Genomic DNA, 15,469 nt, shown 5'->3' with positions numbered 1-15,469 from the left:
CACCACGGGGGCGGGTCCGGCGGGGACCCGGTCGGCGCGGTCGCGGCGGCGGGTGCCGAGGCGTACCCGAGGATCGTGGCCGCGCTGATCCGGGTGACCGGGGACTGGACGCTCGCCGAGGACTGCGCCCAGGAGGCGCTGGCGGCGGCCGTGGAACGCTGGCCCCGCGACGGCGTGCCGGGCAATCCGGGCGGTTGGCTGATGACGGTCGCCCGGAACCGGGCGACGGACGTGCTGCGCCGGGCCACCGTGGAACGCCACAAGCTGCGTGAGCTGGCACTGCTCACCGATCCGCAGCCGGGCGCGGACGATCCGGCGCAGGACGTGGTGGACGACCGGCTGCGGCTCGTCTTCACCTGCTGCCATCCGGCGCTGTCACTGGAGGCCCGGGTGGCGTTGACGCTGCGTACCGTGGCCGGGGTGCCGACCGCCGAGATCGCCCGCGCCTTCCTGGTCGGCGAGTCCACCATGACCCGGCGGATCACCCGGGCCAAGGCCAGGATCGCGGCGGCCGGCGTCCCCTACCGGGTGCCGACCGGGTCCGCGCTGGCCGAGCGGCTGCCGGGCGTCCTGGCCGTGCTCTACCTGCTTTTCACCCGGGGGTACGACGCCGACGGCGAGCCCGCCTTCGCCACCGAGGCCGTCCGGCTGGCCCGGCTGCTCGACGGGCTGATGCCGGCCGAGCCGGAGGTCGCCGCCCTCTGCGCGCTGCTGCTCCTGCAACACTCCCGCCGGGCTGCCCGCCGCGACGCCGACGGTGAGCTGCGCACCCTCGCCGAGCAGGACCGGTCCCGCTGGGACCATGCCGCCATCGCCGAGGCCGGCACGGTCCTGGCCCGCGCCGAACGCCTGGCGGCGTGCCGCCCGGCCCCGCCGTCCGCCGACGCCCGCACGGCCGCGGGACGCAGTGACCGGCCCGGCCCGTACCTGCTCCAGGCACGGATCGCCGCCTGCCACGCCACCGCGCCGGGCGCCGACCGTACCGACTGGCCGACCATCGCCCGCTGCTACGACGAGCTGCTGCGGCTGCGGCCCACCCCGGTGATCGGCCTGAACCGCGCGGTGGCCCACGGCTACGCGTACGGCCCGGCGGCCGGGCTGGCCCTGCTCGCCGGTGCGCGGGCCGGCGGCGCGTTGGACGGCTACCCACCGGCGTTGGCGGCGGAGGCGGAGCTGACCGCGCGCAACGGTGACCCGACCGGGGCGGCCCTGCTGTTCCGGGCCGCCGCCGATCTGGTCGGCTCGGACGCCGAACGCCGGGCCCTGCTGCGCCGTGCGGACGGCCTCCACCCCCGCTGACCTGCCCCGCTTTCCCTGGGCCGCTCGCCGGCCCGCCCGGCCGCTTCTGCTGACCGGAGACGGCCGGCCGGGGGTCAGCCCGCGTCCAGCCGGGCCACGACCTCGCGGACGGTGTCCACCGGAATGGCGAATCCGAGGCCGACGCTGCCCTCGTCCTCCCCGGTGGTGGCGATGGCGACGTTGATGCCCACCACCCGCCCGGCGGTGTCGACCAGCGCTCCACCGGAGTTGCCGTGGTTGATCGCCGCGTCGGTCTGCACCAGCCCGGTCAGGCCGTCCACCGACCGGTCCAGGGCCGACACGATTCCGGAGGTGACCGTCCCGGCCAGCCCGAGCGGGCTGCCGAACGCCAGGACGGTGTCCCCGACGGTCAGGGTGGTGTCGCTGCCCAGCGTCGCCGGGGTGAGCCCGGCCAACCCGGTCGCCCGCAGCAACGCGACGTCCGCGGCGGCGTCCTGGGCGACCACGGTCGCCGGGGCGGTACGGCCGTCGGCGAGGGTCACCGTGACCCGGCCGCCGGAGTCCACCACGTGCTGGTTGGTGAGGACGAGGCCGTCGGTGTCGAGGACGACGCCGGACCCGAGGCTGGACTCCCGGGCCCCGGTCACCTCGACGGTGACGATGCTCGGCGACACGACGGCGACCACCGTGGCGAGGGAGTCGATGGTGGCGGCGGCGACCGGGGTGACGGCCGTCGTACCGGTGACGACCCGACCCGGGTCGACGAACCGGTCCACGACCAGCGCTCCGGTGCCACCGCCCGCGACCATCAGCACCACTGCCGTTCCGGCGGCCACCAGCCGTCGACGCCAGCGCGACGATGACGGCGGCGACAGGGGCGTCGATGGTGGCGGGGGCGGGGGCGACCACGGCGGAGTCGACGACGGGGGCGGTGGCGCGGCGGCCGGGATGGTGGGCGTCGGGCGCAGCATGGTGTCGGGGTGTGGCATGGGGCCTCCTCGGTACGGCGATGGAGCCACCGTGCCGCGCCGGACTGGGGTCCCCTTGTGGCGTACCTGTGCGTCCGCCGTGCGGGGGCGCGGGTGCTCCGCCCGGGTCGGCAGCCGCCACCCGACGTCCTGCCGGGCTGACGACGTCGACGCGTCGGCGGACGACGAGAGCCGCGCCGGGGGCGGCGCGGCTCTCGTCGATCGGTCGGGCGGTGCGGTCAGGGCGTCCAGTTCGGCCGCAACGGGTAGCCGTTCACGCCGTCCGGGCCGTTGCGGGTGGCCAGCACCTGGTGCAGTTGGATGCCGTTGCGTTCGAAGGCCAACCGCGACCCGGCCATGTAGAGGCCCCAGACCCGGGCGGTGCCCCGGCCCACCTCGTCGACGCAGAAGTCCCAGTTCGCCACGAGGTTGCGGCACCAGGCGGCCAGCGTCGACGCGTAGTGCTGCCGCAGGTTCTCCTCGTGGTGCACCTCGAACCCGGCGTCGTGCACCTCGCTGATCAGGCGGCCCGGCCCGGCCAGCTCGCCGTCGGGGAAGACGTACCGGTCGATGAACGCGCCGGAGCGGTGCGGGGCCCGGTTGTCGGCCCGGGTGATGCAGTGGTTGAGCAGCCGCCCGCCGGGACGCAGCCGCTCCCGCAGCGCCCGGAAGTACGCCGGATAGTTGCGTACCCCGATGTGCTCGGTCAGCCCGATCGAGGAGATCGCGTCGAACTCCTCCCGGGGGGCGTCGCGGTAGTCGAGGTGACGCACCTCGGCCAGCCCGGTCAGCCCCTCCCGCGCGATGGCCTCCTGCGCCCACTGCGCCTGCGCCCGGGACAGGGTCACCCCGAGCGCCTTGACGCCGTACTCGCGGGCCGCGTGCCGGACCATGCCGCCCCAGCCGCAGCCGACGTCGAGCAGGCGCATCCCCGGCTGGAGCGCCAGCTTGCCGGCGACCAGGTCGTACTTGGCCGACTGGGCCTGCTCCAGGGTGTCGGTCGGGCTGTGGTAGACCGCGCAGGTGTACGTCATCGAGTCGCCGAGCACCTTCTCGTAGAAGGCGTTCGACACGTCGTAGTGGTGCGAGATGGCGGTGCTGTCCCGGCTGCGGGAGTGCCGCAGCCCGCCCATCACCCGCCGCCAGCGGGGCAGCGCCTCCTGCGGCGGGGCCGGCGGGGGCCGCAGCCGCTCCCAGCCGAGCCCGCGCACCAGGGCCAGCCCCTCGGCCAGCGAGGGGATGCGCAGCCGCAGGTCCGTCAGCACCCGCAGGGCCTCGTACGGGTCGCCGGGGTGCACCCCGCCGAGCCCGAGGTCGCCGCTGACGTAGGCCCGTGCCATGCCCAGGTCGCCCGGGGCGGTGAGCAGGTAGGACAGCCCCCGTTCGGAGCGGATGTCGAGGGTGATCCCGGCGTCGGCCGGGCCGATCGCGCTGCCGTCGTAGCCGGTGATGCGGACCGGCAGGTCCCGCGTGGTGACCGCGCGGACGACGTCGGCGACGGTCGGTGCCCCCCGACCCCCCGCCGGCGGGCTGGCCGGGGCGCTCGCCGCCCCCTGTTCTCGGTCGGTCAGGCTCATTTTCGTGCAACCGCCTTCTCGTAGAGTCCGGTGAGCCGATGGTCCGGGTCGTAGCGGCCCTTCACGGCACGCCAGGTTTCCCCGCCGTAGAGCCGGTCGAAGGCCGCCCGGTCGTAGTACGCGTCGGAGTAGAGCGACTTGTGTCCGCCGAACTCCGACACCATCCGCTCGATGGAGCGGTTCACCTCGCCGTCCGCGGCACCCGCCGCGACCGGCACACTGCCCCAGAAGCCGATGTTGACGTACGTCTGGCCGGGGCGCAGCGGATACAGCGGCCAGGCACGGGCGGAGCCGGGGCCGGCGGGCTCGCGCAGCCGCAACGGGCACAGCCACACCGGCGTCATCCCCACGTTCCGGTCGAACCAGCGCAGGAAGTCGGCCGTGCCGTCGAGCGGGATCTCGACGTCCTGCACGACCCGTTCCCGGGCCGGCCGGCCACGCCACCGGTCCACCCGGGCCGCCACCTGGTGGCGGTGTTCCAGGCGGACCAGCCGGTGGTAGACGTCGCTGCGCCGCCAGCGGGCCGGCCAGAGCCGGCGTACCACCGGATGCTGCACCCCGAACGCGGCCGAGCACCAGAACCAGTCGGTGTCCCACCGCCACAGGTAGTCGTGGCCGCTGAGGGTGTCGCGCACCCGGCGGCGCAGCGAGCGGTAGTAGATGTCCTGGCCGGTGTAGTCGCTGGGCCGCTCGGGCTCGTCGGTGAACGAGCCGAGCACCAGGTAGGACTCGCCGGGGCTGAACATGACGCCGTCCATCGCGTCGACCGGCCGGCCCTCCCACTCGCCCTTGGCGACCACGTCGGCGACGGCGGCGGTCAGCTCCTCCAGCCGGGTGAACCGGATGTTGCGCAGGGCCACCGCCCGCCCGACCGGCTGGAGTTCGATGCGCAGCCGGGTGGCGTACCCCAGGCTGCCCAGCGAGTTGGGGAAGGCGGCGAACAGCTCGGCGTCCGGTCCGTCCGGGCGGGCGGTGACGATCTCCCCCGTGCCGGTGAGGACGTCCAGCTCGATGACCGACTCGTGCGGGAGCCCGTTGCGGAACGACGTCGACTCGATGCCCAGCCCGGTGACCGCGCCGCCCAGGGTGATCGTGCGCAGTTGCGGCACGACCAGTGGCATCAGCCCGTGCGGGAGGGTCGCGTCGACCAGGTCCTCGTAGGTGCACATGCCCTGCACGTCGGCGGTGCGGGCGACCGGGTCGACCGACAGGACGCCGTCCAGTCCGCTGACGTCGAGGCCGGGGGTGCCGGTGGCCGACCGGGGCCGGAACAGGTTGGAGGTGCGTTTGGCCAGCCGTACGGGGTGGCCGGCGGGCACGGCGGCGTACGACCGTCGCAACGCGTCCACCGCCAACTCATGATCACGCAGCGCGCGCATGAGATCACCTTACGCGCGAAGCGCCGTTCCGGGGGACCGCACCGCTGACCGTTTCGGATCAGCAGGCAACCTCGGCGGCAGCGTCGTCGTCCGCCGGGCCGGCGGCCCGCCCGGCACCGGCGGGACGGACGGTCGACGAGGGGCCCGCGACCGGGGCCCGCCGGGGGCGTAGCGTGGTGACATGCCGAAAGCCGTGTGGAACGACCAGGTCGTGGCCGAGAGCGACGACACCGTCCTGGTGGAGGGCAACCACTACTTCCCCCGAAGCACCCTGCGCGACGACCTGATCACCGAGTCGGCGACGCAGACGGTCTGCCCCTGGAAGGGCACCGCCTCCTACTACTCCCTCACCGACGGTGAGCGCACGAGCGCCGACGCCGTCTGGTACTACCCCGACCCGAAGCCCGAGGCGGAGCAGGTCCGCGACCGGGTGGCGTTCTGGAAGGACGTCCGGGTCGTCGACTGATCCCGCCGGCTCGCGGGCCGACTGGCCGTCGGCCCGCCCGGTGGGTCACCATGCAGCCATGGCCGTCCCCGACCCGCACCACGATCCGTCCGGCACCGTGTACGGGGCCCGGCGGGCCGCCCGCCCCGGGCTGCCCGCCGATCCGCTGATGCGGTTCGCGCTGGCCGTCGGCCTGGCGGGCGTACTGCTGGGGGTCTTCTTCGCCACCGGCGTGCTCGGCGGCGGCGACGACCGGGCGCCGGTGGTGCCGGCCGCCGCCGCGCCGACCCCGGCCGCGTCGACCCCGCCCGCCGAGGCGACCAGCCCGCCGGCCGCGACCACGTCCCCGCCCAGCCCGACCCCGCCGCCCACCACCCCGGCCACGGTCACCGGGCCGGTCGTGTTGCGGGCGGTCACCTCCGGCCTCTGCGTCGGCACCGACGGCGCGGGCGAGACGGCCACCGCCGAGCTCGCCGTCTGCACCGGCGGCGCGGAGCAGCAGTGGGTCGCCAACCCGGTCGCGCCCGACCTGGTGACACTCACCAACGCCGGGCACGGCCAGTGCCTCGACGTCGACGGCGGCAGCGGCGACGACGGCGCGCGGCTCCAGCAGTTCGGCTGCCACGGCCAGGCCAACCAGCAGTGGCGGCTGACCCCGGTCGGCACCGGGCCGGTCCTGCTGGTCGGCGTCGGGTCGGGCAAGTGCGCGCAGGTCCGCGACGACGGCACAGCGGCCGGCGACGACCTGGTGCAGGCCACCTGCACCGCCGCCGCCGGCCAACAGTGGACCCTCGGCTGAGCGCGGCCCGCGCCGGTCAGCCCCGGTAACTCCAGGCCCCGGCGGGCCGGACCGGCGTCAGGACCGGCACCGGTGCCGCGCGGCGGCGGCGCAGCAGCAGCGACAGCAGGGCGGCGCCGATGGAGAGCGCCCCGGCCGCGTACCAGGCCGGCGTGTAGTCACCGAGCCGGTCGCGGACCAGGCCGGCGCCGGTCGCCGCGAACGCCGCCCCGAACTGGTGCGCGGCGAAGACCCAGCCGAAGACCACCGCCGCCGAGTCGCCGAAGTACTCCCGGCACAGCGCCACCGTCGGCGGCACGGTCGCCACCCAGTCGAGGCCGTAGAAGACGACGAAGACCAGCATGCTCGGCCCGGTGCCGCCGGTGAACAGGGCGGGCAGCAGCAACAACGACAGCCCGCGCAGCCCGTAGTAGCCGGCCAGCAGCAGCCGGCTGTCCATCCGGTCGGTGAGCCAGCCCGAGGCGACGACCCCGACGATGTCGAAGAGCCCGACCAGGGCGAGCAGGCCCGCCGCCGTGGTCTGCGGCATGCCGTGGTCGTGCGCGGCCGGCACGAAGTGGGTGCCGACCAGGCCGTTGGTGGTCGCCCCGCAGATCGCGAAGCCGCCCGCGAGCAGCCAGAACGGGCGGGTCCTGGCGGCGGCGGTGAACGCGGCCACCGCCCGCGCGGCGGCCCCGCCGGCCGACGGCGGCCGGGGCGTCACCTCGGTCGCGCCGTAGGCGGGCAGGCCGAGATCCGCCGGGTGTTCCCGCAGCCACCGGGCCACCAGCGGGACGACCGCGAGTGCCGCCCCGGCCACCACCAGCGCGGCCGTACGCCAGCCGTGGTCGCGGACCAGCACCGCGAGCAGCGGCAGGAAGACCAGTTGACCGGCGGCCCCACCGGCGGTGAGCACCCCGGTGACCAGCCCCCGGCGGTGGACGAACCAGCGCCCGGTGACGGTGGCGACGAAGGCCAGCGCCATCGAGCCGGTGCCCAGCCCGACCAGGACGCCCCAGCAGAGGATGAGCTGCCAGCTCGCCGTCATGAAGACGGTCAGGCCGCTGCCGAGCGCCACCAGCGCCAGCGCGCCGGCGACCACCCGGCGGATGCCGAACCGGTCCATCAGGGCGGCGGCGAACGGTGCGGTCAGGCCGTAGAGCAGCAGGTTGACCGAGACGGCGGCGGAGATGGTGGCCAGCGGCCAGCGGAACTCGGCGTGCAGCGGGTGCAGCAGCACCGACGGGGTGGCGCGGAAGCCGGCCGCGCCGACCAGCGCGACGAAGGCGACGGCGGCTACGGTCCAGGCCGGGTGGAGACGACGGGCTCGGGTCACGCTCCGAGTCTCGGGTACGCCCCGGCAGGCGACGAGTGGCCGGAAAGCCATGGTGCGCAATAATCGGGCCATGACCATCAGGCCGCACCGGATCGGCGTGCTCGCCCTCGACGGCGTGGTCGGCCTCGACCTGGGCACCCCGGCCCAGGTCTTCGGGGCCGCCCGCACCGCCGACCGGCACCCGCTCTACACCGTCGACACCTGCACCCCCGGTGGCCGCCCGGTCCGCAGCTCCGCCGGTTTCCGGGTCCTCCCCGACCACGGGCTCGACCTGCTGGCCACTGTCGACACGGTGGTGGTGCCCGGCCTGCACGCCGGCCCACCGATGACCGACGGCACGATCGACCCGGCGGTCACCGGCGCGCTACGGGACGCCCACCACCGGGGCGCGCGGATCATGTCGATCTGCACGGGCGCGTTCGCGCTGGCCGCCGCCGGGCTGCTCGACGGGCACCGGGCCACCACCCACTGGGCGCACGCCGACCGGTTCCGCCGGCTCTACCCGCAGGTCGACCTCGACCCGGACGTGCTGTTCATCGACTCCGGCCGGGTGCTCACCTCGGCCGGGGTGGCCGCCGGGATCGACCTGTGCCTGCACGTCGTGCGCAGCGACCACGGCAGCGAGGTGGCCAACCGGGCGGCCCGACGGTGCGTGGTGCCACCCTGGCGCGACGGCGGCCAGGCCCAGTACATCGAACGGCCCGTACCGCGCACCCCGGCCAGCGGCACCGCCGCCACCCGGGAATGGGCCCGGCAGCGGCTGCACGAGCCGGTCGCCCTGCGGGAACTGGCCGCCCACGCCCGGATGAGCGTACGCACCTTCACCCGGCACTTCCGCTCGGAGACCGGGCTGAGCCCGGCGCAGTGGCTGCTCCAGCAGCGCACCGACCATGCCCGGCTGCTCCTGGAGACCACCGACCTGGCCGTCGACCAGGTGGCCCGGCGGGCGGGCTTCGGCACCACCGCCGCCCTGCGCCAACACCTGAACACCCGGATCGGCGTCTCCCCCTCGGCCTACCGGCGCACCTTCCGCCGCACCCCCACCGCCGGGCCGTCCGGTCCAGCCGCCGGGCCGTCCGGGCCTGCCGTCGGGCCGTCCGGGACGGAGTCAGGCGGGTTGCGGCTGGTCGCGGAGCATCCGTAGCTGCGCCAGGTGCCGGGGCAGGTGCACCCGGGCGTGCAGGTCGAGGGTGCGGGACCAGGGCAGCGGCTCGTCGACGACCAGGTCGAAACCCTCCCGCAGGTGCGTCTCGACCGGGGTGTCGGCGGCCGGCCCGAGCCGGTCCACCAGGCCGCAGAGCCGCCCGCTGGTGGCGCGCAGCAGGGTGGCCAGGCCGGGCAGCCCGCCACACTCGGCGACCAGGGCGTCCAACTCGGGCCGGTGCACCCCGGTCAGGTCGTAGTAGGCGAACGGCGTACCGGCCAGCACCGCCTCGGTCGCCTCGCTCATCAGCTCGTCGTTGACGACCAGGTGCGCCACGATCCGCTCCGCGTCCCACCCGCCCGGCGGGGCCGGCCGGAACCCGCCCGCCTCGACCTCGGCGAGCAGGCTCCGGTAGACCCCGCGCAGCTCCACACCCCCAGTCAACCCCGTACCACCGGGGCGGGTGGACGGTTGTGCCGCCCGGATCACCCGGACGGGCGCCCCGGCCCCCACCGACCGGGCGCGGTCAGCGCCCGGAGCTGCGTCGGGACCGCAGGTAGTCGGAGACCACGTACTCGCCCAGGTCACCCAGGTCGGGGGTGAACAGGCGACCCCGGGAACGGCGGGCCACCGCGTCCATGAACCGGCGCAGGCCCGGGTCCTCACCGAGCAGGAAGAGGTTGAGCGTGACCCCGGCCCGGGCCAGCCGGTCCACCTCGCGGACGGTGGCCCGGACCGTCTCCGGCAGCGGCGGCCAGTGGAAGTACGCCTCGCCGTCGTCCGGGTCGAGGTGGGCGGTCGGCTCGCCGTCGGTGACCACCAGCACCACCGGCTCAGCCCCCGGATGCCGGCGCAGGTGCCGACCGGCCAGCCGCAGCGCGTGCTGGAGGTTGGTGCCCTGCCGCAGGTCCGGTTCGACCGCCGCCAGCTCCTGCTGGGTCAACGGCACCGCCTCCAGGCCGAACCCGACGATCTGCAACGCGTCCTGCGGGAACCGGGTCGCCATCAGGTGCGACAGCGCCAGCGCCGTCTGCTTCATCGGCCCCCACCGACCCTGCGACACCATCGAGTACGACAGGTCCACGCAGAGCGCCACCGCCGCCGACGCCCGCCGTTCCGTCTCCACCACCTCGAAGTCCTCGACGGCGAGCTGCAACGGCACGGTGGGGCCGGCCCGGCGTACCGCCCGGGTGAGGGTGCGCACCACGTCCAGGGGCTGCTCGTCGCCGTACTCCCACTGCCGGGACGCCCCGCTGACCTCGCCGGCCGCCCCGGCCGTACGCAGGTCGTGCTGGCCGCGCGGGCCGGCGGTGAGATCGGCGAAGACCCGGCGCAGCGCGGTGCCGGCGAGTCGGCGCAGCGCCTTCGGGCTGAGCGTCAACCCGTCGGCGTCCCGGCTCACCCAGCCCTGCCGGCGTAGCTCCCGTTCCAGCTCCCGCAACCGGCGTACGTCGTCGGCGGCGTCGCGGCCCAGCGTCCGGGCGACCGCGTCGACGTCCACGTCGTCCAGGGTGGCCCCCGGGTGCTCCTGGTCGAGGGAGTCGAGCAGCTCGTCCAGCTCGGCGATCTCGTCAAGCGCCCCGGTGGCCTCACCGTAGCCGAGCGGCTCGTCGCCCCGGACCCGCTCGCCGCGCTGCCAGTTCAGGTCGGGGCGCAGCGCACGCAGGTGGCCGTCGAGGGCGGACAGCTCACCGGCGAGCCGGTCACCGAGCGACTGCCGCATCAGCCCGGCCAGTTCCTCGCGCTGCCGGTCGGACAGCGACCGCATCAGCCGCTCCCCCGCCGCCGCCCGGCGGGCCAGCACGTCGACCAGTTCGTCGACGGTGCGTGGCTGTTCCGGGAAGAACTCGCCGTGCCGGCGCATGAACTCGGCGAACGCGTCGGTGGTGTCCTCCGCGCGGGCGTGCCGGGCCAGCAGGTCGTTGAGGTCCCGCATCATCTCCGCGAGCTGCGCCTGCACGGCCGGGTCACCGGCGGCCCGCGCCGCGTCCCGCAGCCCGGCGAACCGCTGCTCCAGCACCTCGCCGCGCAGCCCGTCGAGAATCCGCTGGTACGCCTGCCGGGCCTCGTCACTGGTCCACCGGTACCCGGCCAGCTCCTGCACCGCGCGGGCGGTGGAGCGGGGCAGGTTGTCCAGCACCGTCTCGGCGAACCGGGCGTCGTCGTCGGTGCGCCCGCGCAGCGCGTCCCGTTCCGCCGCGAGGGCCTGGTCGAGCAGCGCCCGGGACCGGGTCACCGCGCCGTCCAGGTCACCCCGGCGCAGCGCCTCCCGGCGCAGCCGGCGGGCCCGCGCGGCCAGCTCGTCCAGGCCGCCCCGGTTGTCCGGGCCCCGGCGCAGCAGGTCGCGGAGCGCCTCCCGCAGGCTGCCGCCGGCCAGCACCTCCGCGCCGACGGAGTCCACGGCGGCACGCACGTCGTACGGCGGGGCGAGCGGATCGGGGCCGCCCTGCCACTGGCCGTACCGGAACCGGTTGCCGGCCATGCTCAGCTCCGACCGCCGTAGACGGTACGGCCGGACTCGGTGACGTCCTTGCCGAGCCGGCGGGTCAGGTGCAGCCCCTCCAGCACGAACTCGACCCCGGCGGCGGCCTGCTCCGGGGTGGGCGCGTCGCCCAGCCCCAGCCGGTCCAGCGCCTTGGCCAGCCCCGGCACGGTGCCGACCTGACGCAGCAGCTCCGCCGAGGAGACCAGCTCACCGGTCTCGATCACCGCCCCCTCGGCGACCAGCGCGGTGAACCCGGAGAGGTCCAGTCCGGCCAGCCGGGCCCGGAACGTCTCGGCGGTCACGGTCCGCAGCAGGTGGGCCAGGATCTCGATCTCCCGCCCCTCCTCGCCGCTCTCGAACTCGACCTTGCCGCGCAACGTCGAGGTCACCGACACCGCGTCACCGACCCGGGCGACCGGCGCCTCCGGCCGTACCGTGGCGTCGCCGGCGGCCGACGCGGTGCCGGCGGGGCCGGCGAGCAGGCCGGCGCGGCGCAACGCGGCGGCGGCGACCGTCTCGGCGGCGGCGATGGCGAACCGGGCGGAGACGCCGGACCGGGGGTCCACCGACGACGACTCGCGCACCGCGCGGGCGAACCGGGCCAGCACCTCCAGCACGTGCTCCGGCACCTCGGCGACCAGGTCGGCCTCCTGCCGGATCAGCGCCAGCTCCAGCTCCAGGTCGACCGGGTAGTGGGTACGGACCTCCGCGCCGAACCGGTCCTTGAGCGGGGTGATGATCCGGCCCCGGTTGGTGTAGTCCTCCGGGTTGGCGCTGGCCACCAGGAACAGGTCCAGCGGCAGGCGGAGCTGGTAGCCACGGACCTGGATGTCCCGCTCCTCCAGCACGTTGAGCAACGCCACCTGGATGCGTTCGGCCAGGTCGGGCAGCTCGTTGACGGCGAAGATCCCCCGGTTGGTGCGCGGCACCAGCCCGAAGTGGATGGTCTCCGGGTCGCCGAGGGTACGCCCCTGGGCCAGCCGGATCGGGTCGACGTCGCCGATCAGGTCACCGACGCTGGTGTCCGGGGTGGCCAGCTTCTCGCCGTAGCGCATCGAGCGGTGCAGCCAGCCGATCGGCAGGTCGTCACCGGCCTCGGCGACCAACGCGCGGGAGGAGGGGGTGAGCGGGTGCAGCGGATGCTCGTTGAGCACCGAGCCGGGCAGCACCGGGGTCCACTCGTCGAGCAGCGCCACCAGCGAGCGGATCAGTCGGGTCTTGCCCTGGCCGCGTTCGCCGAGCAGCACCATGTCGTGGCCGGCGAGCAACGCCCGCTCGACCTCGGGCAGCACGCTGTCGTCGTAGCCGACGATGCCGGGGAAACGGTCCTCGCCGGAGCGCATCCGGGCCAGGAGGTTGTGGCGGAGTTCCTGCTTGACGGTCTGGTACCGGTGTCCGGCGGCGCGCAGCGCGCCGAGGGTGCCCGGCAGGTCGGCGGGCGGGACCGGGAGAGCCTGGTTGGGCGCAGTCACCCGACCCACGCTAGCGCGCTCGGGTGGCCGGCGGTCCACCTCGTTGGGGATCGATGCCGTGAACCCTCCCGGCCCCGACGGGGCTGGCCTGCCTGGCGGACCGTTGTCAACGTACCATTGACACATGGTGCCGGAGCTGGACGAACTGGCCGGCCTGCGCGCCGCCCGCCGTCGCCTGGACGAGCGGGAGCTGGAGCTGATCGACCGGGCCCGCCACGCCGGCGTCACCTGGGCGCAACTCGCCGGCGCGCTGGGGCTGAGCAGCCGGCAGGCCGCCGAGCAACGCTGGCAGCGCCTGACCGCCGCCCGCCGGGCGCGGCGGCGGGACCTCGACCTGGGCTGGCCCGCGCGGATCACGGCGCTGCGCGCCGCCGTCGAACGGCTGCACCGGTGGATCGACGCCGATCGGCGCTGGGACGACCGGTTCCCGCGGGCGACGCTCGTCCGCCGCACCGTCGCGTCAGCCCTCGATGCCGAGCCGGGCTCGTTGTACACGTTGGCGTCGCACGTCGCCGACGACCTCGCGGAGGCCGGGCACGAGCGACTGCCGGCGCCGGTCCGGTCCGCCTCGACGGACCTACGGACCACCCTGTCAACGTCTCATTGACACCAGGCGTCCTCATTGCGCGCGTATCACTCAATACCGGGATGAGTCGACGGGACTCGGCACTGGAGGGCGGATGCGCCGCAACGCCGTGCTGTTCGCGACCATCTCCCTGCTGTCCGGCTTCGGTAGCGGCGTGATGACCCCGGTGGCCGGGATCTGGCTCCTCGACCCACCGGCTCCACCGGCCTCGCGGCGCTCGCCGGGCTCTGCGTCTACGTGCCCGTGCTCGCCGGTCCATGAGCGGCGCTCGCACCCCACCCGTCGGGCCGGCCGTCAGCGGTGCTCGGCGACGTACCGCTGCGGGTCCTTGTCGGCGAAGCGCAGGTTGCGGCCGGACCTGTGCTCGCCGTAGAAGGTCAGCCAGCGGGCGCCCAGCTCGGCCCGCAGCTCGACGGAGGCGTGGCGGCGGAAGTCCGGCAGCGCCTCGTCCTCCTCCTCGGCGAGGTGTTCGCTGTTCTCCCGTCGGGCCTGCCACACCGCCGCCCACCACTCGTCGGAGCCGACCGGATGCCGCTTCGACTCGGCGATCGCGTCGCGGATCTTGTTGTGGTCACCGATCGCGTCGGCGGTCTCGTCCTCGCCGTCGTCGCCGTGCCGGACCAGGTGCGGGTAGAGGATCGCCTCCTCCGCCTCGGCGTGGACGTCCAGGTGCAGGGCGAGCGCCTCCCAGACCGCGAGCAGTTCGGCTTCGTCGCGGGCGTCGTCCAGGCGGGCGAAACCGCGCCGGAAGGCGGCGTGGTCGTCCAGGATCAGCGCGGTGATGTCGTCCATGATCGGTTCACTTCCCCCATGTCGGGCGGCAGGTAGCGCTGCCCGAAGGTACCCCGGCCGACCGGACGGCATGCCCGTCTTGCCGGGCCGACCTCGGAGCCGACCCGCCCCGGGCCGCCCGGCACCCGGCCGGCGGCGTCCCCGGCCGCACTAGGGTCGAGATCATGACCTACCTCGCCGCGGACGACCGCTACGACCAGATGACCTACCGCCGCAGCGGGCGCAGCGGCCTGCGACTGCCCGCCATCTCGCTCGGGCTGTGGCACAACTTCGGGCCGGACCGCCCGTTCGACAGGCAGCGGGACATCGTCCGCCGCGCGTTCGACCTCGGCATCACCCACTTCGACCTGGCCAACAACTACGGCCCGCCGCCCGGCGCGGCGGAGGAGGCGTTCGGCCGGCTGCTCGCCACCGACCTGAAGCCGTACCGGGACGAGCTGGTGGTGTCCAGCAAGGCCGGCTACCTGATGTGGCCCGGCCCGTACGGCGAGTGGGGCTCCCGCAAGTACCTGATCTCGTCGCTGGACCAGTCGCTGCGCCGGATGGGGCTGGATCACGTCGACGTCTTCTACTCCCACCGCTTCGACCCGGACACCCCGCTGGAGGAGACGATGGGGGCGCTGGACGCCATCGTCCGCTCCGGCCGGGCGCTCTACGTGGGCGTCTCCAACTACGACGCGGAGCAGACCGCGCGGGCCGCCGCGATCCTGCGTGACCTGGGCACCCCGCTGCTGATCAACCAGCCGTCGTACTCGATGGTCAACCGCTGGACCGAGGACGACGGGCTGCTCGACACGCTGGCCGAGGTCGGCGCGGGCTGTATCGCGTACAGCCCGCTGGCCCAGGGGCTGCTCACCGACCGTTACCTCGACGGCATCCCGGCCGACTCCCGGGTCCGCACGAGCGTCTTCCTCGACGAGAACGACGTGACCGACGAGCGGCTCGCCACCGTCCGGGGCCTCGCCGGGGTCGCCGAACGGCGGGGGCAGACGCTGGCCCAGCTCGCCCTGGCCTGGGCGCTGCGCGACCCCCGGATGACCAGCCTGATCATCGGGGCGAGCAGCGTCGCCCAACTGGAGGGCAACGTCGCCGCCCTGCGCCACCTCGACCTCACCCCCGACGACCTGACCGAGATCGACCGCCTCCTCGCCTGACGGCCGGGCTTGGCTGGGCCCGCCCTGGGCCTGGGCTGGTGGGCCGATGATGCGGCATCCGGGCTCGGGGACACCGCTGGCTGGCCGACGATT

The 15,469-nt window shown here is 75.0% G+C and carries 14 protein-coding genes; 6 read left to right on the top strand and 8 right to left on the bottom strand.

The window, feature by feature from the left end:
• The first annotated feature begins 75 nt into the window (after positions 1 to 75).
• On the top strand, positions 76 to 1,299 hold the full coding sequence (locus tag FJK98_RS05545) for a sigma-70 family RNA polymerase sigma factor (protein WP_240762611.1): 1,224 nt from the start codon (positions 76 to 78) through the stop codon (positions 1,297 to 1,299).
• A gap of 74 nt (positions 1,300 to 1,373) precedes the next feature.
• Here the strand turns inward: FJK98_RS05545 and FJK98_RS05540 are convergent, their stop codons facing one another.
• The 3 genes from FJK98_RS05540 to FJK98_RS05530 all read right to left on the bottom strand — a co-directional run bounded on the left by FJK98_RS05540 (position 1,374) and on the right by FJK98_RS05530 (position 5,184).
• On the bottom strand, positions 1,374 to 2,249 hold the full coding sequence (locus FJK98_RS05540) for a S1C family serine protease (protein WP_240762609.1): 876 nt from the start codon (positions 2,247 to 2,249) through the stop codon (positions 1,374 to 1,376).
• A gap of 218 nt (positions 2,250 to 2,467) precedes the next feature.
• The gene (locus FJK98_RS05535) at positions 2,468 to 3,805 is read right to left on the bottom strand and encodes a class I SAM-dependent methyltransferase (RefSeq protein WP_145918066.1); all 1,338 of its coding nucleotides are present in this window, start codon (positions 3,803 to 3,805) and stop codon (positions 2,468 to 2,470) included.
• Positions 3,802 to 5,184, bottom strand: a complete 1,383-nt coding sequence (locus FJK98_RS05530; RefSeq protein WP_145918065.1) for an FAD-binding oxidoreductase — start codon at positions 5,182 to 5,184, stop codon at positions 3,802 to 3,804. Before FJK98_RS05530 ends, FJK98_RS05535 begins: the two co-directional genes overlap by 4 nt.
• Positions 5,185 to 5,365: 181 nt before the next feature.
• Between FJK98_RS05530 and FJK98_RS05525 the strand changes: the two genes are divergently transcribed.
• Together FJK98_RS05525 and FJK98_RS05520 are read left to right on the top strand one after the other, a co-directional pair.
• The gene (locus FJK98_RS05525; protein ID WP_145918064.1) at positions 5,366 to 5,650 is read left to right on the top strand and encodes a DUF427 domain-containing protein; all 285 of its coding nucleotides are present in this window, start codon (positions 5,366 to 5,368) and stop codon (positions 5,648 to 5,650) included.
• 58 nt (positions 5,651 to 5,708) lie between these two features.
• A complete protein-coding gene (locus FJK98_RS05520; protein WP_145918063.1) occupies positions 5,709 to 6,428 on the top strand; it encodes an RICIN domain-containing protein in 720 nt (239 codons plus the stop codon).
• Between the two features lie 16 nt (positions 6,429 to 6,444).
• Here FJK98_RS05520 and FJK98_RS05515 read toward each other — a convergent pair whose 3' ends face one another.
• A complete protein-coding gene (locus FJK98_RS05515) occupies positions 6,445 to 7,743 on the bottom strand; it encodes an MFS transporter (RefSeq protein ID WP_145918062.1) in 1,299 nt (432 codons plus the stop codon).
• A 70-nt stretch (positions 7,744 to 7,813) separates the two neighbouring features.
• Between FJK98_RS05515 and FJK98_RS05510 the strand changes: the two genes are divergently transcribed.
• A complete protein-coding gene (locus FJK98_RS05510; protein ID WP_228544532.1) occupies positions 7,814 to 8,887 on the top strand; it encodes a GlxA family transcriptional regulator in 1,074 nt (357 codons plus the stop codon).
• On the opposite strand, the gene FJK98_RS05505 is transcribed toward FJK98_RS05510, so the two are convergent.
• From FJK98_RS05505 to FJK98_RS05495, 3 genes are all read right to left on the bottom strand, one after another.
• Positions 8,852 to 9,331, bottom strand: coding sequence for a hypothetical protein (locus FJK98_RS05505; RefSeq protein ID WP_228544531.1), 480 nt, complete (start codon positions 9,329 to 9,331; stop codon positions 8,852 to 8,854). The two genes, FJK98_RS05510 and FJK98_RS05505, sit on opposite strands and share 36 nt — an antisense overlap.
• Before the next feature lie 82 nt (positions 9,332 to 9,413).
• Positions 9,414 to 11,369 carry a VWA domain-containing protein gene (locus FJK98_RS05500; protein WP_145918061.1) on the bottom strand — a complete coding sequence of 652 codons (1,956 nt, stop codon included), beginning with the start codon at positions 11,367 to 11,369 and terminating at the stop codon, positions 9,414 to 9,416.
• 2 nt (positions 11,370 to 11,371) lie between these two features.
• Positions 11,372 to 12,853 carry a magnesium chelatase gene (locus FJK98_RS05495; protein WP_145918060.1) on the bottom strand — a complete coding sequence of 494 codons (1,482 nt, stop codon included), beginning with the start codon at positions 12,851 to 12,853 and terminating at the stop codon, positions 11,372 to 11,374.
• A 115-nt stretch (positions 12,854 to 12,968) separates the two neighbouring features.
• Between FJK98_RS05495 and FJK98_RS05490 the strand changes: the two genes are divergently transcribed.
• The gene (locus FJK98_RS05490; protein ID WP_145918059.1) at positions 12,969 to 13,451 is read left to right on the top strand and encodes a hypothetical protein; all 483 of its coding nucleotides are present in this window, start codon (positions 12,969 to 12,971) and stop codon (positions 13,449 to 13,451) included.
• Between the two features lie 273 nt (positions 13,452 to 13,724).
• Here the strand turns inward: FJK98_RS05490 and FJK98_RS05480 are convergent, their stop codons facing one another.
• A complete protein-coding gene (locus FJK98_RS05480) occupies positions 13,725 to 14,222 on the bottom strand; it encodes a hemerythrin domain-containing protein (protein WP_145918058.1) in 498 nt (165 codons plus the stop codon).
• Between the two features lie 164 nt (positions 14,223 to 14,386).
• On the opposite strand from FJK98_RS05480, the gene mgrA reads away from it, so the two are divergent.
• Positions 14,387 to 15,376 carry an L-glyceraldehyde 3-phosphate reductase gene (mgrA, locus tag FJK98_RS05475; protein WP_145918057.1) on the top strand — a complete coding sequence of 330 codons (990 nt, stop codon included), beginning with the start codon at positions 14,387 to 14,389 and terminating at the stop codon, positions 15,374 to 15,376.
• Positions 15,377 to 15,469 lie beyond the last annotated feature (93 nt).

The organism is Micromonospora sp. HM134 (genome assembly GCF_007833915.1).
GTDB classification, from domain to species: domain Bacteria; phylum Actinomycetota; class Actinomycetes; order Mycobacteriales; family Micromonosporaceae; genus Micromonospora; species Micromonospora wenchangensis.
Note: the sequence above shows the minus strand (reverse complement) of the source record. Positions and strands in the feature narration are given on the sequence as shown.